General features: G+C 66.0%; 23 protein-coding genes and 1 pseudogene. 5 read left to right on the top strand and 19 right to left on the bottom strand.

Translation table 11 applies throughout. From position 1 onward, the window contains the following. The first annotated feature begins 43 nt into the window (after window positions 1-43). The gene (locus NDI65_RS13835) at window positions 44-274 is read left to right on the top strand and encodes a harpin-binding protein (protein ID WP_089781247.1); all 231 of its coding nucleotides are present in this window, start codon (window positions 44-46) and stop codon (window positions 272-274) included. A 39-nt stretch (window positions 275-313) separates the two neighbouring features. Here the strand turns inward: NDI65_RS13835 and NDI65_RS13830 are convergent, their stop codons facing one another. The 5 genes from NDI65_RS13830 to NDI65_RS13810 form a co-directional block, all read right to left on the bottom strand. Then, a complete protein-coding gene (locus NDI65_RS13830; protein WP_089781245.1) occupies window positions 314-871 on the bottom strand; it encodes a helix-turn-helix domain-containing protein in 558 nt (185 codons plus the stop codon). Between the two features lie 188 nt (window positions 872-1,059). Further along, window positions 1,060-2,877: a glutamine--fructose-6-phosphate transaminase (isomerizing) gene (gene glmS, locus NDI65_RS13825; RefSeq protein ID WP_310893751.1), complete on the bottom strand. Its 1,818-nt coding sequence runs from the start codon at window positions 2,875-2,877 to the stop codon at window positions 1,060-1,062. Next, window positions 2,877-4,046: a sugar phosphate nucleotidyltransferase gene (locus NDI65_RS13820; protein ID WP_310893750.1), complete on the bottom strand. Its 1,170-nt coding sequence runs from the start codon at window positions 4,044-4,046 to the stop codon at window positions 2,877-2,879. Before NDI65_RS13820 ends, glmS begins: the two co-directional genes overlap by 1 nt. 466 nt (window positions 4,047-4,512) lie before the next feature. Beyond that, window positions 4,513-5,160, bottom strand: a complete 648-nt coding sequence (locus NDI65_RS13815; protein ID WP_089781242.1) for a hypothetical protein — start codon at window positions 5,158-5,160, stop codon at window positions 4,513-4,515. Between the two features lie 471 nt (window positions 5,161-5,631). Continuing rightward, entirely contained in the window at window positions 5,632-6,165 is a 534-nt protein-coding gene (locus tag NDI65_RS13810) for a hypothetical protein (protein ID WP_007276256.1), read from the bottom strand. Window positions 6,166-6,511: 346 nt separating this feature from the next. Here NDI65_RS13810 and NDI65_RS13805 point away from each other — a divergent pair, with 346 nt between their 5' ends. Together NDI65_RS13805 and NDI65_RS13800 are read left to right on the top strand one after the other, a co-directional pair. Then, a complete protein-coding gene (locus tag NDI65_RS13805; RefSeq protein ID WP_089781238.1) occupies window positions 6,512-6,790 on the top strand; it encodes a PadR family transcriptional regulator in 279 nt (92 codons plus the stop codon). Window positions 6,791-7,435: 645 nt separating this feature from the next. After that, on the top strand, window positions 7,436-7,855 hold the full coding sequence (locus NDI65_RS13800; RefSeq protein WP_089781234.1) for a hypothetical protein: 420 nt from the start codon (window positions 7,436-7,438) through the stop codon (window positions 7,853-7,855). Window positions 7,856-7,936: 81 nt separating this feature from the next. Here NDI65_RS13800 and glmM read toward each other — a convergent pair whose 3' ends face one another. The 12 genes and pseudogenes from glmM to NDI65_RS13740 all read right to left on the bottom strand — a co-directional run bounded on the left by glmM (window position 7,937) and on the right by NDI65_RS13740 (window position 19,607). Then, window positions 7,937-9,262: a phosphoglucosamine mutase gene (gene glmM / locus NDI65_RS13795; RefSeq protein WP_089781232.1), complete on the bottom strand. Its 1,326-nt coding sequence runs from the start codon at window positions 9,260-9,262 to the stop codon at window positions 7,937-7,939. A 183-nt stretch (window positions 9,263-9,445) separates the two neighbouring features. After that, complete coding sequence (locus NDI65_RS13790) at window positions 9,446-9,760, bottom strand: HalOD1 output domain-containing protein (protein ID WP_089781229.1); 315 nt, start codon at window positions 9,758-9,760, stop codon at window positions 9,446-9,448. A 176-nt stretch (window positions 9,761-9,936) separates the two neighbouring features. Then, window positions 9,937-10,578 carry an NADPH-dependent F420 reductase gene (locus NDI65_RS13785; RefSeq protein ID WP_089781227.1) on the bottom strand — a complete coding sequence of 214 codons (642 nt, stop codon included), beginning with the start codon at window positions 10,576-10,578 and terminating at the stop codon, window positions 9,937-9,939. Between the two features lie 323 nt (window positions 10,579-10,901). Next, window positions 10,902-12,212, bottom strand: a complete 1,311-nt coding sequence (locus tag NDI65_RS13780) for an MFS transporter (protein WP_089781225.1) — start codon at window positions 12,210-12,212, stop codon at window positions 10,902-10,904. Window positions 12,213-12,260: 48 nt separating this feature from the next. Then, entirely contained in the window at window positions 12,261-12,698 is a 438-nt protein-coding gene (locus tag NDI65_RS13775; RefSeq protein ID WP_089781223.1) for a chemotaxis protein CheW, read from the bottom strand. Further along, a complete protein-coding gene (locus NDI65_RS13770) occupies window positions 12,699-13,739 on the bottom strand; it encodes a methyl-accepting chemotaxis protein (RefSeq protein WP_089781220.1) in 1,041 nt (346 codons plus the stop codon). A gap of 258 nt (window positions 13,740-13,997) precedes the next feature. Then, window positions 13,998-14,516, bottom strand: a pseudogene (locus NDI65_RS13765) (FAD:protein FMN transferase); the annotation flags it as partial. Further along, window positions 14,506-14,841, bottom strand: a complete 336-nt coding sequence (locus NDI65_RS13760) for a hypothetical protein (RefSeq protein WP_089781204.1) — start codon at window positions 14,839-14,841, stop codon at window positions 14,506-14,508. The pseudogene NDI65_RS13765 and the gene NDI65_RS13760, both read right to left, overlap by 11 nt. 155 nt (window positions 14,842-14,996) lie before the next feature. After that, a complete protein-coding gene (locus tag NDI65_RS13755; RefSeq protein WP_089781202.1) occupies window positions 14,997-15,914 on the bottom strand; it encodes a DMT family transporter in 918 nt (305 codons plus the stop codon). 185 nt (window positions 15,915-16,099) lie between these two features. Beyond that, entirely contained in the window at window positions 16,100-17,527 is a 1,428-nt protein-coding gene (locus NDI65_RS13750; RefSeq protein ID WP_089781200.1) for an FAD-dependent oxidoreductase, read from the bottom strand. Between the two features lie 111 nt (window positions 17,528-17,638). Next, window positions 17,639-18,994 carry a hypothetical protein gene (locus tag NDI65_RS13745; protein WP_089781198.1) on the bottom strand — a complete coding sequence of 452 codons (1,356 nt, stop codon included), beginning with the start codon at window positions 18,992-18,994 and terminating at the stop codon, window positions 17,639-17,641. Between the two features lies 1 nt (window position 18,995). Further along, entirely contained in the window at window positions 18,996-19,607 is a 612-nt protein-coding gene (locus NDI65_RS13740) for a hypothetical protein (RefSeq protein WP_188424495.1), read from the bottom strand. A gap of 110 nt (window positions 19,608-19,717) precedes the next feature. On the opposite strand from NDI65_RS13740, the gene NDI65_RS13735 reads away from it, so the two are divergent. Both NDI65_RS13735 and NDI65_RS13730 read left to right on the top strand, forming a co-directional pair. Beyond that, window positions 19,718-20,290: a hypothetical protein gene (locus NDI65_RS13735; protein ID WP_089781194.1), complete on the top strand. Its 573-nt coding sequence runs from the start codon at window positions 19,718-19,720 to the stop codon at window positions 20,288-20,290. Window positions 20,291-20,328: 38 nt separating this feature from the next. After that, a complete protein-coding gene (locus NDI65_RS13730) occupies window positions 20,329-20,787 on the top strand; it encodes a hypothetical protein (RefSeq protein WP_089781192.1) in 459 nt (152 codons plus the stop codon). 24 nt (window positions 20,788-20,811) lie between these two features. On the opposite strand, the gene NDI65_RS13725 is transcribed toward NDI65_RS13730, so the two are convergent. Together NDI65_RS13725 and NDI65_RS13720 are read right to left on the bottom strand one after the other, a co-directional pair. Further along, window positions 20,812-22,194 (bottom strand): HEPN domain-containing protein, encoded by a 1,383-nt coding sequence (locus NDI65_RS13725; protein WP_139043142.1) that lies wholly within the window; start codon window positions 22,192-22,194, stop codon window positions 20,812-20,814. A 218-nt stretch (window positions 22,195-22,412) separates the two neighbouring features. Next, complete coding sequence (locus NDI65_RS13720) at window positions 22,413-22,901, bottom strand: high-potential iron-sulfur protein (RefSeq protein WP_310893749.1); 489 nt, start codon at window positions 22,899-22,901, stop codon at window positions 22,413-22,415. Window positions 22,902-22,922 lie beyond the last annotated feature (21 nt).

Here is a 22,922-nt window from a genome sequence, read left to right as displayed (position 1 = left end):
CGCACAGATTCCTAACTATCCCCCGCGAGCGTGTACATTCAGTATGATTTCCGACGCGCCCCGATCTCGGTCGTCCGCGGAAGTCGGCGACGGACCCGGCACGGACGTTGACTCGTGGTTCACGACCGAAGTACCCAACATCGTCGACGGACTCGCGTCCTCGCAGTCCATCGGCCCGCTCACCGCCGCGGCCGCCCGCGAACTCATCGCGGTCGGCCGAGCGAAGGACGCGCTCGCGCTCGTCCTCGGCGAAGTCGACGGGTCGTGGCGGTGAGCGGACGACGGTCGAACAACCCGTATCGCGGCCGGCCGACTACTTCTCGCGCGAACTCGTGTCTCTGACGTACAGTTCCACGAGCGAGTCCAGCAGATGCGGGGCCAGTCGGAACCGAACGTCCACGCTGTTTTGCTCGCGGTCGTACGCGAGCTGTTGGACGTCGATGGCGGTCAGAAGCGTGCGCATCGCGTCGACGACGTAGTTGCTCGGTCCCGCCTCGACGCGGAGGCTGTCGCCGAGGTGAATCGAGAGGCCGTCGACGACCGTCTCGTAGCACGTCTTGCTCGGCGCGTCGACCCGCTGGGTCCGCTCGACCAGCCCGAGGCCCGAAAGCGTTTCGAGCCGACGGTAGATGGTCGATTCGGAGACCTCGCAGCTCTCGGCGAGTTCCTCCGCGGTCATCGGCGCGCGATTGCACGCCAACAGCACGCCCCGGGAGACGTCGTCTCCGAGCGCGTCGAGGAGGTCGTCGTCGGACGACTCCGGGGGGATGTCGGTCTCGTCCGTCGCGGCGGCGTCGCTCTCGTCAGTCAGCGGTCCGGGGGGCTCGTCCGAGGCCGAAAGAACGTCGTCCACGAGGTCGCGTCTGGTCATCGCGTGTTACCTGACGCGGGCGGGTAATATGTAATCGGTGCCTACAGTCGAGATAATCTCCGCTTATCTCCGGACGGTCTCGAACACCTGAGAATAACTGAGGGGCCGCCGAAATCGGACGTCGGCGGCGGATTAATGGGAGTGAAACGCGGGTGCGCGGCGGCACCCGCCGCACCGCTCGCCGACGCTCACTCGACGGTGACGCACTTGGCGAGGTTGCGCGGCTTGTCGATGGGTCGTTCGAGCAGGTCCGCCGCGTGGTACGCGACGAGCTGGAGCTGGACGTTGGCGAGGACGCCGGCGATGTCGGGGTGGGTGTCCGGGATTCTGAGCACGTGGTCGGCGAACTCGGTCACCTCGCCCGAGCGGTCGCTCGTGATGGCGATGACCGGCGCGCCGCGGGCCTGTACCTCTTTGACGTTGCTCAGCGTCGCCTCGTCTTCGTGGCCGGTGAAGATGGCGAACACCGGCGACAGCGGCGTGACGAGCGCCAGCGGGCCGTGTTTGAGCTCCGAGGCGGCGAAGCCCTCGGCGTGCTCGTAGGATATCTCCTTGAACTTCAGCGCGCCTTCGAGGGCGACGGGGTGGGCGACCCCGCGGCCGATGAAGAAGTACGCGTCGCTGCCCTCGTACTCGATGGCTATCTCGCGGGCCATCGAGGTGTCGAGCACCTCCTGTACGTCGCCCGGGAGCCGCGACAGCGCCTCCATCAGGTCGCGCGCTTCGGGCGACTTCGCGCCGGTCACGTCCTCGACGATGCGCTCGGTGAGGAGCGTCAGCGCCGTCACCTGCGACGAGAACGTCTTGGTGGCCGCGACGCCGATTTCCGGGCCGGCGCGGATGAGCAGTTCGTCGTCGCACTCGCGGGTTATCGACGAGCCGACGACGTTCGTGACCGCGAGGGTCCGCGCGCCGGCGGCGCGGGCGCGGCGCACGGCGTCGAGGGTGTCGGCTGTCTCGCCCGACTGGCTGACCGCGACGACGAGCGTGTCGGACGTCACCGGCGGTTTGATGACCGAGTACTCGCCCGCCATGAACGCGTAGGCGGGGATGCCGCGGGAGTTGAGCAGCGACGCCGCGTACATCCCGGCGTGGTGCGAGGTGCCCATCGCGAGGAGGTGGACCTGCGACACGTCGGCGAACGACTCCGGCGGGAACTCCTCTAGTTCGACGCCGCCGGCGTGGGTGTTCAGCCGGCTCTGGGTGGTCCGCCGGAGCGCGCCGGGCTGTTCGTGAATCTCCTTGTACATGTAGTGCTCGTAGCCGCCCTTCGTCGCCGTCTCGGGGTCCCACTCGACGTGTTCGACGGGGCGGTCGACCGCGCGGCCGGCCGAGTCGGTGATGTCGTAGCCGTCCGAGCGAGTGACGACGAAGTCGCCGTCGTGGAGGTAGACGACGCGCGCCGTGTGCTGGATGAACGCGGGCACGTCGCTGGCGAGGTAGTACTCGCCGTCGCCGACGCCGAGGACCAGCGGCGACCCCGAGCGGGTGGCGAAGATGGCCTCCTCGTCGCCGATGATGGCCGCGATGGCGTAACTCCCCGAGAGACTGCCGACCGCGGCGCGGAACGCCTCCTCGGGGGTCGCGCCGTCGCGGAGGTTCTCCTCGATGAGGTGCGGGACGACCTCGGTGTCGGTCTCGCTGCTGAAGACGTGGCCGCGGGCTTCGAGGTCGCTTCGGAGCGACTGGAAGTTCGAGATGATGCCGTTGTGGACGACAGCGATGCGGCCCGACTCGTCGGTGTGGGGGTGGGCGTTGCCGTCGGTGACGCCGCCGTGGGTCGCCCAGCGGGTGTGGCCGATGCCGTAGTCGCCGGCGATGGGGTTCTGCTCGACGGCCGCGACGAGTTCGGAGACCTCGCCGACGCGCTTCGTCAGCGAGATGCCCGAGCCGTTTTTCACGGCGATGCCGGCCGAGTCGTAGCCGCGGTACTCCAACCGCTGGAGCCCGTCGACGAGCGAATCGACCGAGTTGTCCGCGCCGATGCAGGCGGTGATTCCGCACATCAGTGAGTCACCTCCACGCGCTCGCGGACGTCGCCGTGTAAGACCGTGCCGGCCCCGACGACGGCCTCCGCGCCGACGCGGCTGCCCGCCGTGAGCGTCACGTTCGCGCCCACCTCGGCGCGGTCGCCGATGATGCTCCCGAGGCGGCGGTCGGTGTAGAGCCGGCCTTCGAGGATGACGTCGGCGCGGCCGCCGGGCGAGACGACGCCGTCGCCGACGGTCGCGCCGGGGCCGACGACGGAGTCGCGGAGGACGACCCCCGCGCCGACCCGCGCATCGGTCGAGAGGATGGAGCGCTCGATGACGCTGTTCGCGCCGACCGAGACGTTGTTCTGGAGGCACGAGCCGGCGCTGATGACCGCGCCCGGTCCCACGTCGCAGTCGTCGCCGACGACCACGTGGTCGCCGACGACCGCGCGCTCGTGGATTCGTGCCGAACCGGCGACGGCCGAGCCGTGCCTGCGCGCGAGGAGCGTCTCCGTCACGGAGAGGAGTCCCCACGGGTGCGAGGGGTCGAGCCAGCCGCCGTTGACGAGGACGGACGTGACGTTCCCGTCGAGGTAGTGAATCACGTCGGGAAGCCGCGTCTCGCCGTCGTGCGGCGGGGTGAGCCGGAGCGCCTCGAACACCGCGTCGTCGAAGACGTAGACGCCCGCGTTGACGAGGTAGCCCTCGCTGTCGACGGCGTGTTCGTCGATGTCGGCGATGCGGCCGTTGTCCTCGACGACGACGCCGTACTCCTCGGGCGTGTCCGACTCGGCGACCGCGACGGTCGCCACCGAGTCGGTCGTCGAGAAGCGTTCGAGCACTGTCGTGACGATGTCGGCGTCGATGACGTTGTCGCCGTTGCAGACGACGAACGGGCCGGAGACGTGCTCCTCGGCGAGGAGGAGCGCGTGCCCGCTTCCGAGCCGGGTGTCCTGGTGGACGAACTCGATGTTCGCGTCGGGGTACGTCGCAGAGAGGTGCGACTGGATGCGGTCGGCGCGGTGGCCGACGACGACGACCGCGCGCTCGATGCCCGACTCGAACAGCGCGTCGAGGACGTACTCGACGACCGGCCGGTTGGCGACCGGGAGCATCGGCTTCGGTTGGAAGGTGGTGAGCGGGCGAAGCCGTCGCCCCTCTCCGCCCGCGAGGACGACCGCCTCGGTGATGCGGTCGTTCATTCGCGCCCTCCCGCGAGCGACAGGCGTTCGGAACGTGACCGTGACGGTATGTAAGTCATGAAGGAAACAGGGAGGGCGACGGGGATTGTTATACAGCGCGTTCCCCGAACCGGTCTCGCGTTAGGGTCGCGTGTGAGACTGTTGCAAGCGGAGACCGCAGTCCGAAATCGGCGGAGTAGACGGTTCGGACGCGCCTAATCTGGGGGCGCTCCCCCGACAGTGTCGCGGCGCGGCGAGCCGCCGCGTCGGTCGCACGGACTGCGAACCACACCGCGGGGTGAGAACGGACCTCGGTGGAGGAGTCGAGGAGAGTTGACCTCGGTGGAGGAGTCGAGGAGAGCAGATGTCGGCGGGCGGAAAGAAGGGAGGGACCGAATGCCGCGGCTGTTCGAAAGCGGAGCGAAGTAAAATCCGGGTGCAGTCGTTGGAAATCGGTATCGTCGCGGACGCGTGAGAACCGACCGACTCAGAGGTCGAGGCGGTTCTTGTACGACTCCATCGCGGTGATGGCCATGAGCGTCGCGGTGCTCAACACGGCCCAGCCGGCGGCCGGGACCTGTTCGAGTCCGGGGACGCCGAGCAGTCCGGCGGAGACGGTCGCGGCCACGCCGGCGGCGATAGCGAGGTTCCGCTTCGGCGACGCGGCGAGCGACGCCGACTGCTCGTCGTCCTCGGTGCTGACGATGTCGCCGTCGAGGTACTGGTCGAGCTGTTTCGCGGTGTCGAGAAGCGTGATGTCACCGCGGTTCTTCTCGAAGTCGACGATGCCCGCCGAGTCCATCTTCGGCAGGTGACACTGGTACAGACCGATGTACACGCGCTTTCGTTGACTCGACGACAGCGCCTTGATCTCGATGCCGTTTTCCTTCGCGGCGATGAACTCGGCCATGTCGCCGAGCTTCGCCTCGCCGTCGTTCTCCTTGAGGTACCGGAGCGCGTCGCGCCGGCGTTGGTTCTTCAGAATCTCGAAGACGACGTCCTTCGAGAGCGCTTCGATTTCGGGTTGTTGTTGCTGTTCTGCGAGCGCGTGAGACCCACCAGTCGTCTCCGCGGGCTGTTCATTCGTCGTCTGGTCGACAACGCCGGTATCGGCTTGTAGTGAATCGGTAACCATTGTTCCTTCCTCCCCCACTGTGTGGTCGGGTGCTACCGTGTCACGTGGTCGGTCGAGAGGGAAGACCACGAGGCGTTTGCACAGACCACAACCTTTGGATGCGCCCCACCAAGCGCGCCCCAGATACAGAGGGTCAGTGAGCTAATAGGTTAAGCGAGGATATATACTTGTCTGACAATCCCACACTCTGATTTCTCCGACTGTTAGGGTTGCAAAATCTGCGAGTAAAGTGACTGTAACAATCTATACTAACTCAGACTTTCAATAGTTCCGACAGTAAGAGAATCCTACCAGAGAGCCGCGAGGGACGCCGTTTTCACTCTCATTTATCTCGGTTCTGAGAAATATATAAAACACAGTTGGTAGTTAGGTTCACGGATACGTCGATTCAGCAGTAGCATCCGTTGAGAATACGCGAGCGCTTCGGAGCGGGTGTTTGCGACGGCCGCGAGGAGACGAATTATTCCGCGGTTATTCCACGAGCGCTTCGAAGGCGTCGGCCGATGTCCCCGCCCGCCGCTCGGAGCGGTACTGCGCGAACACCAACACGAGGAGCGCCGCGGAGACGAACACCGCGACGGCGCTCCACGAGACGAGCGCGAACCCGGGGAGGCCCGCCCACAGGCCGAGAATGAGCGCCCAACTGAGCGCGCCGAGGAGCGCGTAATACCGGCTCCACGGCTCGTTCGTCTCGGATTGCATCCAGAAGAACCCCCGCTTTGCGACGTTCGAAACGAGCTCGACGGACCGCTCTTCGTCGTCGTAATCGACCAACCCGGCGCTCTCCAGTTTCGGGAGATGCGTCTGGTACAGCGAGATGTACACGCGCTGTCGCTCTTCGTCGGTCACGTCTTCGACCGCCGTTCCGTTCTCCCGTGCGGCGACCATCGCCGCGAGTTCCTTCAGCGAGATCGCCTCGCCCGCCCGATGGAGGAAGTAGAGAATCTGCCTCCGCCGGGAGTTACTGAGGATTCGGAATAGCTCGTCTTTTGATAGCGTTGTCATCGTCGTGTGCGGGGGTGGTCCCGCACGCGGTGTGAAGAGGGACCCTACCCGGTTGGGTCGTACTACACCACACCCGACCTTTGTTATCGTGACGTTTCCGGGAGGCACCGAGTCGGTCGCTACCGGATATTAAGCTCATCTTCACGCGATTGTTACCGGGGCGCAGACCGTCAGCGGGAGGGGGTTATCTCGGTCTCAGAGATGATTACATATCTCAACGGTTTCGAGAAAAACCCTCGGGCCGAAACGTGAGCAAACTCGCGACAACGGCGGTAAGGAACCCAATTGTCCAGTATAGAGGTGGCTAACAATACCCGATGACGGCGATACTTAGATTCGAGACTACATGTTCGAACTGACTGGCTTCCAGCGCGACCTGCTGTACGTGATCGCCGGCGCAGAGCGCCCGTCCGGGCAGGAGATTAAAGAGATGATCAGCAAAGACGTCGGGGAGGTGAACCACGGTCGCCTCTACCCGAACCTCGACGCCCTCGTCGAACAGGGGTACGTCAACAAGGGACAACACGACCGTCGGACGAACTTCTACGAGATGTCCGAGAAGGGACGTGAGTCCATCGTCGAGCGCCGAGACTGGGAAGACCGACGCGTCGGGTTCCTCGGATAACACGCCGTCGTCCCCGCAGAGAGACGAACCGTCCGTTCGAACGCCCGCGGGCGAGAGTGGGACGCTCGCCCCGGAAGAAACCGAAGACGAGAACTGCTCGTCGCTGGTGGCCGCATCGGTCCCCGCGGTCTCGTTCGGTCCCTCCTCCTTCCGCAGCTGCGTCGACCCAGCGACCGCGTCGGTGCTGGACCGGCGGCGACCGTGGTCGTCGGCGCCCCGTCGCTTGTCCCACCGGAGACCACCGACGACACGCCACGCGACGGGGTGACGCTCGACGCCGCCCTCGCCCGTCTCACCCGGCGAAATTTCGAGGTGTGAGCCGACGTGCGGGCCGCGGACGGCACGGATTCGACGCACATCCCGGAGAGATATATCAGAACTCATTACACTCGGTTATCGTGGAAAATGTCACATCCAATATGTGCATTCCAGCACCGAGAATCGGAGATTAATTCGAGAATAAGAATCGGATTAATTCGAGAATAAGTCGACGCTTTCGGGCGTTTTTGTACGTTGTCCGAACCGCGAGAACACGTCGGTGATGCGAACAGTAACAACGGCAATAATATCATCGATAGACATTCATGTATTCCAACTAATGTAATTATCGCAACATTTATGGGCATAATCCGCAACCCCTGAGACATGGTAAGAGAACGGTCCACCGGGCAGGACCCAGAAACGGCGACTGACGACGACGTCGGTAGACGCAAGTACCTCGCGCTGTGCGGGTCGGTATCGGCCGCCGGTGCGATCGCGGGGTTCTCTGGGGTCGGCTCGGCGACGGAACAGGTCGACGAGTCGGTCGACGCCGACGGACACACACTCGTCGTCGCCGGCACCGGCTCCGTCTCTTCGTTCGAAGTGACGGTCAGCGGGTCCATCTCACCACTCCAGCCGAACGGCGCGCTCAGCACGACCGGGACGGTCGGTCCCGCGGCCGAGGGGACCGTCAGCGACGGCTCGCGGCGCTACCAGTTCGCGGGCGACGTCACCAACTTCCAGTCGACGGACGCCGTGTCGGTGTACGTCGACGGTGTCCGCGTCCCCGACGACTCCTTCTGAGCGACCCGAGCGTCCGTTGTTTTCGAACCGACCGAAAGCGGCGGCACCGCGAGCGCGAGGGAGACGACAAACGGCGGTGAGTCAGGCGACGACGCGTGCCCCCTCGACGAGCGAGCGGACGTCCTCGAACAGGCGGTCGGCGTCGCCCTCGTCGCGGGCCTCCGCGGTGATGCGGACCAGCGGTTCGGTCCCGCTGGCGCGGACGAGGAACCAGCCGTCGTCGGTGTCGACGCGGATGCCGTCGATGGTGTCGACGTCGTCGTACGTCGCGTGGATGTCGCGGGCGATGCGGTCCATCGCCTGGTGTTTGTCGTCGAACGAGAGGCTCGCGCGGCGGGTGGCGTAGCCCGCCCCGCCGAGGTCGGCGACCTGTTCGGACAGCGGCGCGCCGCGGGCAACGAGGTCGGCGAGCGTGAGCGCCGCGTAGTGGCCGTCGGGCGCGAGCGTCTCGTCGGGCCAAATCCACGCGCCGGAGGGCTCGCCGCCGAAGACGTAGCCCGCCTCGGCGACCGCCTCGGCGACGTGGACGTCGCCGACCGGCGTGTAGGTGACGCGCCCGCCGGCGGCCTCGACCACGTCCTGCACGAGGAGGCTCGTGTCGACGGGGACGGCGACGGCGTCGCCCGGGGAGACGGCGTCCCGCGCGAACAGCGCGAGGAGCGCGTCGCCGGGGACGTACGCACCGGTCTCGTCTACCGCGACGAGTCGGTCGGCGTCGCCGTCGTGGGCGAGCCCCACGTCCGCGTCGAGCGCGGGGACGGTCCGGCGGAGCGCCGTGAGCGTCTCGGCGTTCGGCTCGCTCTTGCGGGCGGGGAACCGGCCGTCCCGCTGGCCGTCGATGGTGTTGACCGTCGCGCCGAGTTCGTAGAGCGCGTCGACCGAGACCCGGCCCGTGCCGTTGCCGAGGTCGAACGCGACGGAGACGCCGTCGAGGTCGTCGAACGACGAGACGAGGTGGCTCACGTGGCGGTCCGCCGCGTCGGGCCACTCGCGCTCTTCGCCGTGTTCGTCCCACGCGGCGAGCGACACCTCGTCGCGGTTGAGCCGGTGGACGATGTCGCGCGTCTGGGCCTTGTCGAAGGCGCGGCCGCTCGGCGTCCAGAGCTTCAGGCCGTTGTCCGAGGCGGGGTTGTGAGACGCGGTGATGCCGATGCCGGCGTCCGCGCCGGCCCAACCGACCGCGCGGGCGACCGTGGGTGTCGAGGCGACGCCGAGTCGGACCACGTTCGCCCCGCACTCGCGGACGCCGGCGCTCACGGCGTCCGCGAGCACGTCGCCGCTGAGTCGAGCGTCCTGTCCGACGACGACGGTACAGGCGTCGCAGCCGACCGCGCGGCCGATTCGAAGGGCGAGTTCGGCGGTCACGGTTCGGCCAACCGGACCTCTGATTCCACTCGTTCCGAACATACCGTGTGAGACGGTGACGGGACGTTTTGGTATGTTTCGCCTACTGTCACGAACGGGCGGTCAGGCGACACCTACTGCGGGCGCGGGGGGACCGCAGTGCCGGCGCATCGAACCGCGGGACTGCGCTGCCGCTCGCCGGGGTGAGTGAGCGGTAAGTGGTCGGCGGTTACGCGGCGCGTCGCCTCACTGAAGGGGCTGGATGTCGCCGATGGGGACCACTTCGATAGAACCGAGGGCGTCGAGCGTCACGCGGTAGCCCGCGTACGAAAACGAGAGGAGCGCGTCGTTAGAACAGTCGAACACCGCTTCGAGCGCGTCGGGGTCGATGGTCTGTGCGAGCGGTGGGAGTTGCGTCGGTCGGACGCCCTCGATTGCCGCAATACTCAGTACAATATTCGTGCTTAGGAGTTCGGAAGTATCGCGGTCGACGCGGTACGACCCGGTCGCATCGTCGTACGTCACGCGCGAATCCCTCCAGTCGTTCGTCTGTACCATCATGGGTGCTTAACAGGCGTCTGTGTGCGACGGTGCCCCTTAAATCCATGCTATTTGTGAACAGTTGTAATTCGTGAACGTCACGAAATCGAACGGATACGGGAGTGGTACATCCGCGAGAGCAATCTGGTGGCCACCATACACAACCAAAAATCGTGATAGTTTCGCGGAGGCGACGGTCAGCCCTGTCGAGCACGAAGCGTTCGGACGGTTTCCCGCGCCTCCTCGACCGTGATTTCGCGTTTGTAGAGGGCCGACCCCGGTTCCAGTAGTTCGCCGCCCGGAACGAGACCGCCGACGTCGACGGGGCCGAAGCCGATATCGCGGATGAGGCCGGCGACGCGCGCCTTGGCGTCCGAGTCGTCGCCGGCGAGGAACACCGCGAGACGCTCCGATTCGGGGAGGTCCGGGTGTCCGAGGTCGCGTAACGTCTCCCAGTGGATGGTGTTGAACGACTTGACCAGTTTCGCGTCCGGGAGTTGGGCCGCGACGAGCTCCGAGGAGGTGTCGTCGCCGAGGTCGATGACGTGGAAGTTCTCCGTGTAGGGGTTCATCGCGTCGACGACAATCTTCTCCGCGAACTGGTCCGCGTCGGGCAGCGAGTCGCGCTCTCGGAACGGAATCGCGAGGAAGACCACGTCGCCGAACCGAATCGCTCGCTTCGGTTCCACCGCGCGCAGTTGCGGGCCGAGCGTCTCCGAGAGGTCTGCCATCGACTCGACCCCGCTGTCGTTGGCTATCGCCACCTCGTGGCCCGCCTCCACGAGGAGTTGGGCCAACGTCCCACCGAGTCGGCCAGCGCCGAGTATTCCGATGTCCATGAACAAAGATGTATGTTATTCAAGTTGAATCTTTGCGTGGTCAAAGCGGGGCCGACGACCCCCTCGTCTCGGCGGGGTTCGACTCGTAATGTGCCGCAAAATCGCGTCGAAGCCCACCCCACTCCGGAGATTGGGAGATTCAGTTCACTCAACGAGGCGTCGTGGGTCGAGACGCCGCGGGCGACGAGCAGTCGGCGGGGCGGGTAGCCGACTCGTCCGAGCCGACCTCGGGGGCGATTACCCGGCAGGCCGCCGAACGAACACCCGAACGGACCGCCGAAGCGACGACCGACCCGACACCGAACCGATGCCCGAACCGAGCGTCAGGCCCCGCCGGCGTACGCCTCGAACTCCTTCCCGCGCAGGGCGAAGTAGGCCACGCCGACGGTTCCGACGAGCGACGCGACCGAGAACGCGAGCGTCGGGTCTCTCGCGTAGAGCCAGCCGCCGAGCGCCGCGCTCGGGATGACGATGGTGTTCCGCAGGAGGTAGTACGCGCCCGTCACCCGCCCGCCGGCGTCGCGCTCCGCCGGGCCGACGATGAGCGCCTTATGCGCGGGGAGACCGGCGAACCGGAGCCCGGAGAAGGCAAACAGGGCGACGACGACCCACTGGTCCGCCGGCGCGAAGATGAGAAGGACCGGGAAGACGGCGTACACCGCGAACCCGAGGCCGACGACCGGTTTGAGTCCGGTCCGCTCGGCGAGCTTCGAGACGGGGAGCTTCGTCAGGAGCGCGACGACCATCTCGACGCCGAGGAGGACGCCGAAGAAGGCGTCCGGCCGGAGCGAGACCCCGAACCCGGTGAAGCCGACGGCGAGGAACTCCGTGACGACGATGACGAAAAAGACGTACACCATCCCGTTGGCGAACCGGACGAGCGTATCCGCGACGAGGAGCGGGCGGAGGGTCTCCGGTAGCGACCGGAGGTCGTCGCGGAGCTGTGCAAGCCCCTCGAACGACTTGCCCAGCGAGTCCTCTCGCGCGTCGTAGAGGACGTGCTGGGCCACGGTGGCGACGATACCGAACGCCGCGGCGACGACGAGGACGTACCGGAAGCCCTCGACGAACGTCGCCGTCGCCGCCAACAGCGCGGCCGCGATGAGCGGCCCGAGGAGGAAGCCGACGCGGCGGAAAATCTCGGTGCTCGCGAAGCCCATCGCCAGCCGCTCCGGCGGGACGCTCTGCTTGACGATGGCGAACGTCGCGCCGAGGCCGAACGACTTCCACGCCTGCGTGAGAAAGAGGCCGACGAAAATCCAGAGCCACGGTTCGAGCGAGACGCCCGCGAGCGTCACCTCGGGGACCTGCGGGGCGACGAACCAGAACAGAAAGCCCGCCGAGGAGACGGTGCCGAACAGCGTGAGCGAGAGGCGCGACCCGAGTCGGTCGGAGAGCGCGCCGCCCGGATACGGGTACAAGGCTCCGATGAGGTTGCCGACGCTCCCGTAGAGGCCGACGACGGTCGCGCCGGCCCCGAGCACCCGGAGGTACTCCGGGACGTACCGCCCGGTCATCTGGAACGAGAGGCTGAACGCGAACATCGCAACCGAGAGGACGAGCACGTCGCGTTCGAGTCCGACGAACTGCCGGAAGGAATCGAAGCTATCGACGGCGTCGCGGCGGGTTCCCATCGTCAGACTGGTTCGCGGGAGCGCCCAAGAAAGTACGGTGCAGTCGGTCTACTCGCCCGACGGCGGCTCGACCCAGACGACGAGGCCGTCGTCGCTCCTGACGACGCCGCGGGTGAGTTCGTCGCCGAACGGCGCGTCGTCGACGGTCTCGGGGTCGATTTCCGTCACGCGGTCGACCTCGTCGACCAGCCAGCCGAACACGGTCGCCTCCTCGTCGGCGGCGTCGAAGACGACGACGCGGGAGGCGTCGGGGTTCGAGCCCACGCCGAGGAGCGAGGCCGTGTCGACGAGCATCGTCGTCGCGCCCCGGTAGTCCATCGCGCCGACGACGTGCGGCGGCGTGTCCGGCAGCGAGCGCGCGGACTTGCGGTCGATGATTTCGGTGACTGCGTCGAGGTCGACGCAGTACCGCTCCTCGCCGAGTTCGAATTCGAGCACCTGCGTCGGCTCCGCGGGCGCGCCGTCGGGCGCGTCGGTGAGCGACATCTACGCGCCCCGGGCGGAGAGCCCGTCTTCCGCCGCGTCGAGTTCGTCTTCGAGGTCGTCGACCTCGTCGTCGATGTGGTCGACGAGGAGCGCGACCTCCGAGATGTTCGCCGTCTGCTCTTCGGTGGCCGCGGCGACCTGGTCGATTTCGCCGGCGACCTCCTCCGCGCCCCGAGCGGTCTCGTCGACGAGGCTCGCCACCTCCTCGGTGCTCGCGGCCTGCTGGTCTGTCGCGCGGGCGACCTCCTCCGCGCCGGCGGCGGCCTCGCCGACCGCGGCGTCGATGTTCCGGAGCGCGGAGACGGCCGCGTCGACCTCCGAGATGCCGTCGTTGACCTCCTCGTTGGCCTCCTCGATGTTGCCGACGGTCGTCTCGGTCGTCTCCTGGATGTCGCCGACGACCGCCTCGATTTCGGAGACGCTGTCGCGGGACTGCTCGGCGAGGCTCTTGACCTCGTCGGCGACGACGGCGAAGCCGGCCCCCGCCTCCCCGGCGCGGGCGGCCTCGATGGAAGCGTTGAGCGCGAGCAGGTTCGTCTGGTCGGCGATGTCGTTTATCACCTCGACGACGCTGTCTATCTGGTCGACCTTCGCGCGGAGGTCGGTGATTTCGTCGTACACGTCGGTGGTCACGTCGTCGACGGTCTCCATCGCGTCCGCGGCGTTGTCGGCGGAGCTTCGACCCTCGGCGGCGAGGTCGCGCGCCTGGTCGCTCATCGCCTTCGTCTGGTCGGCGCTGGAGGCTATCTGCTCGACGCTGGCGCTCAGGTTCGACACCTCGCCGGCGACCTCCTGCATGTTGGTCGACTGGTCGCCCGCGAGGTCGCTTATCTCCTGTGCGCTGACGGCCACGCTCTCGGAGGCGCGGGAGAGTTCGGCGACGGCCGTGCCGATTTCGTCGGTCGCGTCGTCCACGTCGTCCACGTCGTCGAGAACTTCGTCGGTCGCCGCCGCTGCGGCACCGCCTGAATACGCGTCGTGCTGTCGGGAGACGTCCCCGTCTCCGGCCGCGGACTCCCGTTCATTTCGCTCGATTTCCATACGAAAACGTGTGGGAGTAAAGTGATAAGTATTCGCAGAAGGTATCAATGTGGATAATCCCACATTGCCGCTATTCGGTTCGAAACGCCCGAAATTTACGGATTTGATTCGGATATTGCAGGATAGATACCACACCGCGGCGACCGACGGACCCAGCGGCGGTCGGCCCGGTGGAAACCCTCCTATCCGGCCCCTGTCGCCGACCGCCGCGAGACGGCTGTAGCCGACGGCGACGGGACCGGTCGGGGCGCTGATGTCGCCGCCGCCGTCGACGAAGCCGGTCCGGGCGAAGCCGTCGAGTTCCGCGGCGGCTCGGTCCACGATGAACCCCTTGGCGAGCCCGTTGAGGTCGAGTCGACCGTCGACCTCGACGGTCGTGCCGTCGACGGAGACCCGCGCCGACTCCTCGGGGACGTCACCGCCGGGGCGCGCAGAGGACTCGCCGGCGATGTACTCCTTGACTCGGGCCTCGGTCGCGCCGGCACCGATATCGAAAGCGCCGTCGGTCCGCTCGCGGTAGTCGAGGCCGCGACGGACGACCGCCGCGACGGTCGCGTCGTCGACTCGGCCGGTCCGGTTGAGCCGTGAGACGGCGCTCCGGGAGTCGAAGGCGTCGAGCACTCGTTCGAGGTCGAAGGCGGTGTCGCGGGCGCGACGGGCCGCCGCGGGCGCGCCCCGGCCAACCGCGCGGACCAGAAACGCCGTATCGCAGCAGTCGAACGTCACCGTGGATTCGCCGAGCGCCGAGCGCGCCCGCGAGACGACGTCAGTCGTCATCGCCCTCGTGTTCGACTTCGTGTTCTTCGTCGTCGCGGTCCTCGTGTTCTTCGTCACCGCCGTATTCCTCGTGTTCCTCGCCGCCCTCTTCGTGTTCCTCGTCACCGTCGCCGTCGCCGTTCGACTGGACCGCGGGCGTGAAGTCGGGGTTCGGCGTCGGCGCGTCGCTCGACTGGGCCGCGGCGTGGTCGCCGGCGGCCGGCGTCTGCGTGTCGGTTCCGGGGAGGAGCGTGGGCGATACCAGCCCCGCCGCGACGACGGTCGTCAGGAGCGCGCCGACGAGCGCCAGCGCGACGAGGGTGTGTTTCGGAAGCGGGATTCGCATCGTGTCGAGGCGTCGCGAAGGGCGGATAAACGGATTCGCGTCCAACGCTCGAATACTCGGTCAATCGTCGAATGTTCGTCCAACCGTCGAATCGTCGGCTCGCGGGGGCAGAGAGTCGGTCAAGGCGGGCCGGAGCGAGGCGAGCGCCCTCGCCGTCAGTCTGCCGCCTCGCCGAGCGCTTTCGCGAGCGACTCGCCGAGCGCCCGGCGCTTGATGAGCGCGAAGCCGGCGAAGATGGAGACGAAGCCGAGCGCGGTCACGGAGTCGATGAGCTGGCCGAGGAACGCCCAACTGAGGAGCGTCGCGGAGACGGGTTCGAGGTAGCCGATGAGGTTTATCTGCGTCGGGCCGAAGCGGCCGAGCAGTTCGAAGTAGATGAGGAACGCGCCCGCGCCGCTGACGACGGCGAGATAGAGCAGGGAGCCGACGGCGACGCCGGACCACTCGACGGCGGCGAGCGACTCGCCGGTGGCGACGCCCGCGACCGACAGGAGCGCGGCCCCGAACAGCATCGCCCACGCCTGAAGCGTCCGCGCCGGGATGTCCGAGGAGAAGGGCCGCGTCAGGACGGCACCGAGGGCGAAGCACGCCGAGGCGACGAGGACGGTCGCGACGCCGACCACGTCGCTGGAGAGGAGCGCGCTCGGGTCCGGTCGGGCGACGAGACCGACGCCGATGAAGCCGAAGCCGAAGCCGAGGACCCCGAGCGGCGTGATGCGGTCGCCGAGGATGCCGGTCGCGAACAGCGCGGTCAGGACCGGCCCGAGGCTGATGACGATGGCCGCCACCGCGCCGGGGACGTGCTCCTGTCCGAGGTAGAGAAACGCGTGGTGCGCGCCGATGAGGAGGCCGCCGGAGACGCCGACGAGCGTCCAGTCGGTCCGGCCGTGCGGCCGCCAGTAGTCGGTCGAGACGGCGGCGTAGCCGAGGACGATGAGCCCCGCGAGAAAGAACCGAAGCCCCGCGAACTGCAGCGGCGGGAAGTACGCGAGACCGATTTCGATGGCGACGAACGAACTGCCCCAGAGGAGCCCCAGAAGCACGAACAGCCCGGCGGCGACCCGGCCGTTCACCGACACCACGCTCCGCTCGGCGGTCGCCGACGCGGCCGCGCCCGACTCGGCGGCTCCGCCGGCTCTGCCGGCTCGGTTTCGATACGCCCGCGTTCAGTTGGAGGAATATCCAGCACGTGAGCGTATCGTTACCACACAGTCGATAATAGTCGTTCTGTTCGGTTCGAATTTCGAACCGCCGCGGCCTACAGCGAGCCCCGGAGGACCTTCGCCGCGGTCAGAATCGGGTCCCAGACGGGGCTGAAGGGCGGCGCGTAGCCGAGGTCGAGGCGCTCCACCTCGGCGACGGTCAACTCGGCCGCGAGCGCGGTCGCCACGGTGTCGATTCTGACGGCGGCGCGGTCGGCCCCGACGATGGTCCCGCCGAGCAGTCGGCCGGTGTCGCGGTCGGCGACGAGCGTGACGGTCGTCTCGGCGGAGCCGGGGTAGTAGCCCGACCGCGAGCCGGCGGTGATGGTCTCCGAGACGGGGTCGAAGCCGGCGTCGCGGGCCTCGTCGGGGTCCGTCACGCCGGCACGACCGCATTCGAGGTCGAACGCCTTCACGACCGAGGTGTCGGCGACGGTCCCGATGGGTTCGGGGTCGCCGGCGACGGTCTGCCCGATGGCGCGCCCGGCGCGGTTCGCGGGCAGGCCGAGCGTGTTCCACGTCGGCTCGCCGGTGACGACGTGGTCGATTTCGGCGCAGTCGCCCGCGGCGTAGACGCGCTCCGCGCTCGTCCGCCCGTAGTCGTCGACCGCGATAGCGCCCGTCTCGCCGAGGTCGACCGCGTCGGCGACGAGGTCCGCGTTGGGGCGGAGGCCGATGCCGACCATCGCGGCGTCGACCGCGAGTTCGTCGCCCTCGCAGACGACGGCCTCGACCCGGTCCGCGTCGTCGCCGCGGAGTCGCTCGACCGACGCGCCGAGGTGGAGCGTGACGCCGTGGGCTTCGAGATGTTCTTCGACCCGCTCGCCCACGGCGTCACCGAACGACTTGAGGACGTGGCCGGACCGCTGGAACAGATGTACGTCGAGGCCGTGGGCGGTGAACGCCTCCGCCATCTCGACGCCGACGAACCCGCCGCCGACGATGGCGACCGACTCGGGCGGTTCCATCGCGCCGAAGCGGGCCGCCCGCGCCTCGTCGACGAACCCGCCGCCGCCGAGGTCGGCCACCGAGGCCTCGTCCGGGTCGGTGAGGAACGACCGAATCGCCGCCGCGTCGTCCAGTCCGTGGAGCGTGAACGCGCCGTCGAGGTCGATGCCGTCTATCGGGTCGCGGAGCGCCCGCGCGCCGGTGGCGACGAGGAGGTCGCCGTAGGGCTGGTCGAACGTCCCATCGGGACCCTCGACAGTGACGACTCGCTCGTCGGTGTCGACGGCGACGACCTCGTGTTCGCGCCGGAGGTCGATGCCGCGCTCGGCGGCCGCCTCGGGCGACAGCGAGAGCATGTCGGTGAGCTTCTCGACCTCGCCTTTGACGAAGTAGGGCGTGCCGCAGTGGGCGTAGGAGACCCACCGGCCCCTCTCGAAGACGACGACGTCGCGGTCGGTGTCGGCGCGGGCGAACTTGCTCGCGGCGGAGAGTCCGGCGGCGTCGCCGCCGCCGACGACGAATGGTTCGGCAGACATCGTGAGAGAGTGGTACGCCCGCCGACACGTAATTTCCCCGGCCGGGCGGGGCGGGCGCACGGACGCGCCGGCGACGGTCGTGAACGTGCCGGGACGGACAGAATCGACTCGTCAGCGGTCGACGCCGCCGCGCTCGGCCGCGAGCGTCCCGAGCACCCACGCGCTCGCACCCGGCGTCTCGCGCGCGGCGAACTCGGTGGTCGCGTACTGCGCGAGCGCGTTTCGCGCGGCCCGAGGGTCGCCGTCCTCGTAGTAGTCGTCGCGGAAGTAGCCGTCTCCGCGGCCGATCTGGTAGGCGATATCGACCAGCGCGCGACGCGTCAGGTGCGGGTTCGACCCGTCCGAGCGGGCGGCTTCGAGGGCTTCGAGCGCGCCGAGTTTCGCGTCCCTGACCGCGGCCGCGGACTCGACGGAGTCGTACCGGCCTCGCTTGACCGCCGTGACGGCCTCCTCGAACGCGCGGCGGTGCGTCTCGGCGGTGTGGACACCCACGAGGGCGGTGGCGAACCGCCCGCTTCGGAGGCCCTCACGGGCGTCCTGAAGCCCGCGTTCGACTTCGACGAACGTCTCCACCAGCAGGTCTTTGGCCGGCATGGATTCGAGTTTCTCGGTGTCGAACCCCTCGGCCGCGACGACGGATTCGAACCCCTCCTGGGGGTACTCGGCCCGGCGGTCCTCGGTGATTCCGGCGAGCGAGGACGCGGTCGACTCGAACGCGTCGGTGAACTCTATCGGGTCGGCAATCGACGCCAAGTAGCGGTCGCGGACGTGGCGCGCGCCGTCGAGCGACGCCCGTGCCGACTCCACTGCGTCGAGGAGTTCACCGACTCGCGGGGCGCTGTCGGCGTAGCGGCCGTACTCGCCGGCGTTGTCGAGATACCGGACCGCGGCCGCGACGAGGTTCTCGACGGCCTCGTACACGACGAGCGCCCGGTCGGGTTCGTCGCCGAGGTAGCGCGTGCCGAGCCGGAACGACTCGATGTCGGCGCGGACCTCCTCGGCCTCGTCACGCACGTCCGACTCGGTGAGGTCGCCGACGGCGGCGTCGTAGGTCCCCTTCGCCATCGCCGCGGCCCCGCGAACGTAGCGCAGTCCCCGAAGCGCCTCGAAGGGCGACTCGTCGGCATCCGAGGGGCCGAGGTCTCCGGCGGCGTCCGCGTACGCCTCGGCGTAGATTTCCCGGACCGCCTCGTTCGGCACCTCCTCGGGAGACATCGTCTCGGGGACGGAATCGAGGAGTTCGCGGGCGCGAGCGCGGCCCCGTTCGAGGAACGACTCGGAAATCGGGGCCGGGACGCGGGCCGGAAACGCCGGCGACCCGAGTTCCATGACCTCCCGGAGCGTCGCCGGGTCGAGCGTCGGACTATCGGAGTCGGACCCGCTCGAATCGAGCGCGGTACAGCCCGCGAGTCCGGCGACGCCGACCCCGGCGAGCGAGGCGAGCACGTCGCGTCGCGTTCGGGGCATCTCAGGCGTCCTCCGTCTCGGTTCGGAGCGACGGCGGGAGGTGACAACTGCTTCCGCCGCCGTGTCCCCAACTCGACTCGCCCTGCGACGAGTAGGGCAGTCGCACCAGCGAGGCGACGACGTGGCGGTCGTCCACGGAGCACTCGACCGACGCCGGCCGGAGCGGGTAACAGAAGTCGAGGTGGACGGCGCTGTCCGGCGGGTTCGTGACGTACAGCAGTTTTACCCGGTGGCAAGCGTTCGTCCGGTGCTGGGTGATGACGAGCGTCTGCGCGTCGAAATCCGTCTCGTCGATGAACGCGCGAGCCTCGTCGATTCCGTCGGGGTCCGCCGCGAACTCGACGTCTGCGCGTTCCTCGTCGGTGGTGACGAGGAAGTCGTCGAGGTACGACGACCCCGCCCCGTCGTCGTCGCGGGCGGCGTCTCGGAAAATCGCGCTCTCGGTGTCGTTTCGGAGTTGGAGCTGGTCGTAGTCGGTGACGAGCGTGTCCGGGGAGGGACCGGACGGCACGTCCGAACTGGAACTGGACCCCTCGCCGGAACACCCGGCGAGCGCGGCGACGAGCGACGCGCCGCCGGCGCGGAGGACCTGTCTGCGAGTCGGCAGGGACATGTGTCGATTTTCCAACCGAACGCCGGCGGTATGGGTGTTCCGATACACCGGGTCGCCGCCGGCCGAACCGCGGGACATTTCCCCGACGGTCGCCTCGTCTCGACCGACAGATGCGCGAGGACGAGTTGGCGACGCGGGTGGTCGAGCACTTCCGGGCGGCCTTCGACGACGTGGAGATTCACCTCGAAGAGCCGTACGACCACTACGGGAACCGCGGCGTCGCCGACGTGTACGTCCGGGTGCGGACGCCCGAGCCGGTGGATTACCTCATCGAACTCAAGGCCGACGCCGCCGTCCGCCACGCCACCGGCGCGAACGAGATACTCCGCCAGTACCGCCGCATGGAGCGCTACTTCTACAAGGACGACGAACACGCCATCCGGACGAAACTCGGCCGCGAGGGGCCGGGCGTCCACGCGCTGTTACTGTTCGCGCCGACGAAACGCTGCGTCGAGCACGTCCGCGAACACGCCGCCCTGTACGAGTCGGTCGACCCCGACGCGACCGTCGAGGGCGTCGAGGCCGCCCGCAAAGTGGCCTTTCTGACCAACCTCGACCGCGCGCCCGAGGGCGAACTCGGCTTTCTGTCCCTCAACGGGCCGCTCGCGTTCGACTCGGCGGCCTTCCGCGAGGCCGTCCCGTCGGGGTCGCGCCTCGCCGACGCCCTCTGGGGCGACGACTAGCGGACACGCTCATACACCCCCCGTTCGTAGGGGCGGGCATGGGAACGATTCGAGAGTCGGTTCGAATCCCGTTGGGGGACCTCCGTCAGCAGGTCGCTGACAGCTTCGGCGTCGCGGCGTCGCTGGTCGAGATACACGGTATCCGGCTCGAAGACGGGGCAATCGAAGTCGAGGCGAGCTACCCCGACGGCGAGGACGTGCCGGTGGTCGAACTGTTCGTCACCGACCCGACCGGGCACACCGAGTCGTACGTCACCGAGTTGGACGGCGCGAAGAACCTCCTCATCGCCGGCGAGGACGTGCTCGTCGAGCTCGTGGACTACGACCCCGAGCGCGGCGAGGTGTTCGTCTCGGTGAAACACCGACAGGACGGCGAGATGGTGACCGTCCTCGGCTGCGGCGAGAAGTGGGTGGTTCCGGTCGAGCGCGACGGCGTCGAAGAGTCCATCCGCTGTCGGATTCAGAGCGCCGTCGGGCCGACGGACGAGGAGTCCTAAAATAATCTAGTTATATCCCAGTATTCATCCAATTTTATGCCGTGATGCTAACATACTTAGCAATACATCTTCTTCGACTCCAATTCTTCTAGCCAAGATAGCCTCTAAAACTAATTGAAGTTTTTTTGAGAGGGCATAGAACTCTTTGGGAGTGGCGGCTGAGGTTCCATGTGCAACGGAGTTCCGCTGGTTTCGAGCTTCTGACGCTAAGTCGGAGATATTAAAGAACACTTCAATTAGGTTTTGTTCAGACTCCATGAGAATAGTCAACTTAGATTTGATCGATGGAGTATTGGCAACATTCTCAAGCAACCCGTACATCTGATTTTGTAAGTTGTTATCATCAGGTAGTAATTGGAGAATTTCAGATTTTAGATCGTTGAACTCTTCTTCTGGGATGTGCGTCTCGCTCTGATATTCTGTGTCATAGTACGCCTCAAGGGCAATCACAATAATTAGGAACCGAAGCCGAGGAGGAAGATTAGAACGGTTAAGTAGCAGACTATAATTATCATGTACTTCAGGAGCGGTTTCGCGGTTATCTACCCAGCTTCGAAGTGCTGTCTCAAAGTCTACATCAGCTGGCCGGAATAGATACTCAGACTTTGATGGAGATCTAACTGTGCCGTGGTCGAGGATAGAGTAATAGATATTAATCGGCTGTTCATCTATATCAGTATATAACTTGGCTTTATCTGGATAGATCCGGGTTCCGACAGCAAAAGATAGAAACGCCAGAGCGTGGTTTCCATATTCAAAAAATGTTCGGAGAGGTAGTTTACTCCCCGAGCCTATCTGGAGAACACCTACTGTTTCCATCTCTACCGAATTAATTTTTGATGAGATGCGACTACTGTTCGAAAATTTGACTTGTAGTTCTTCGAATTCTGCAGTATATTCTTTCGATTCAGTAGAAGCGTATACTGCTTCAATATCGTCTATAATAGTTGATTCTTCTATAGATTTTTTATCAATTATTGGCCTAATAGTTGATTCTTCTATAGATTTTTTATCAATTATTGGCCTAATAGTTGAATCACCAGTCCAATCCGGGATCTCATCCACATGAAGGTTGAGTCTAACAAAAGATTCACTATCAGAGATGTGATCACCGACAAACATTCGGTTAGCAGAATAGGACTCAGATTCGCTACCGCCAAAGCTAGCAGAAGATATAGTGGCACGATGTATAGTAACAGGACCATCACGACCAAGGTCGCCATACAAAATAGGGTAACTCTTTGATAGACTCTGACGGGAAACGCTCTGAGATACCTCGTCCTCAACGGGCAATTTCCCGTTTAGGTCTAATGTGACACCCTCAACAGGAGAAAAGCTAACTTCCCCACTGATTTTCTTCGGGGAGCCAGGAACCCACCAATCACCAATACCTTGGAAAGACTCCATACAAACGGAGATGTACCGCTCAATTAAAATGTTACTCCGGACCACTTTTTATTCGAAATCTCCACAGATTGGTTAGTACAGCGTTAGATAGCGACTCAGACTATTACTAACTAAAAGGCACAGTCTAAACAGATGTAGTTATATTAACATATAGAACAGTATAATTCTAACACACATCTAATTTGAATGGCTCTCAAAAATCAAAGAGCCATGTCAATTCACTCCTCGTACTCGACGTAGGAGACGCAGTAGCCCTCGGGCGAAATCTCGCCCGCGACGATGGCGCACGCGCCCGCGCCGTCCCCGTTTTTGTCCTCGATGTAGTACCGGCAGGTCGAACACTGCCTGCCCTCGCTCGGCTCCTCTTGATACGAGACGGCCTCCTGCGACGAGAGGCTGTCGGGGTTGCGCTGGGTGCCGTCGAGCGACGTGGCGGTCGCGTACGCCTCGGGGACGCCCCCGGTCGAACCCGACGACTGCGTCGTGGTCGCGGTCGTCGTCTCGGTCGCGCCGCCACCGCCGCCCGAACAGCCCGCCAACCCCGCCATCGCGGCGGTCCCGGTGAGCCAGATGAACCGTCTCCGGGTGCGGGCGCACTCGCCGGCGTCAGCAGTGTCGACGGTATGGTCGGCATCACTATTGGCGTCTCGACCGCGCGTCGCTCGCTCGCTCGCGTCTCGGCGTGGCGTCCGCTCGTCGTCTTCCATGCCAATCTCTGACGCGCGGCG

The sequence above is a fragment of the Haloferax sp. S2CR25 genome, assembly GCF_031624535.1.
Lineage (GTDB): Archaea > Halobacteriota > Halobacteria > Halobacteriales > Haloferacaceae > Haloferax > Haloferax massiliensis.
Note: the sequence above shows the minus strand (reverse complement) of the source record. Positions and strands in the feature narration are given on the sequence as shown.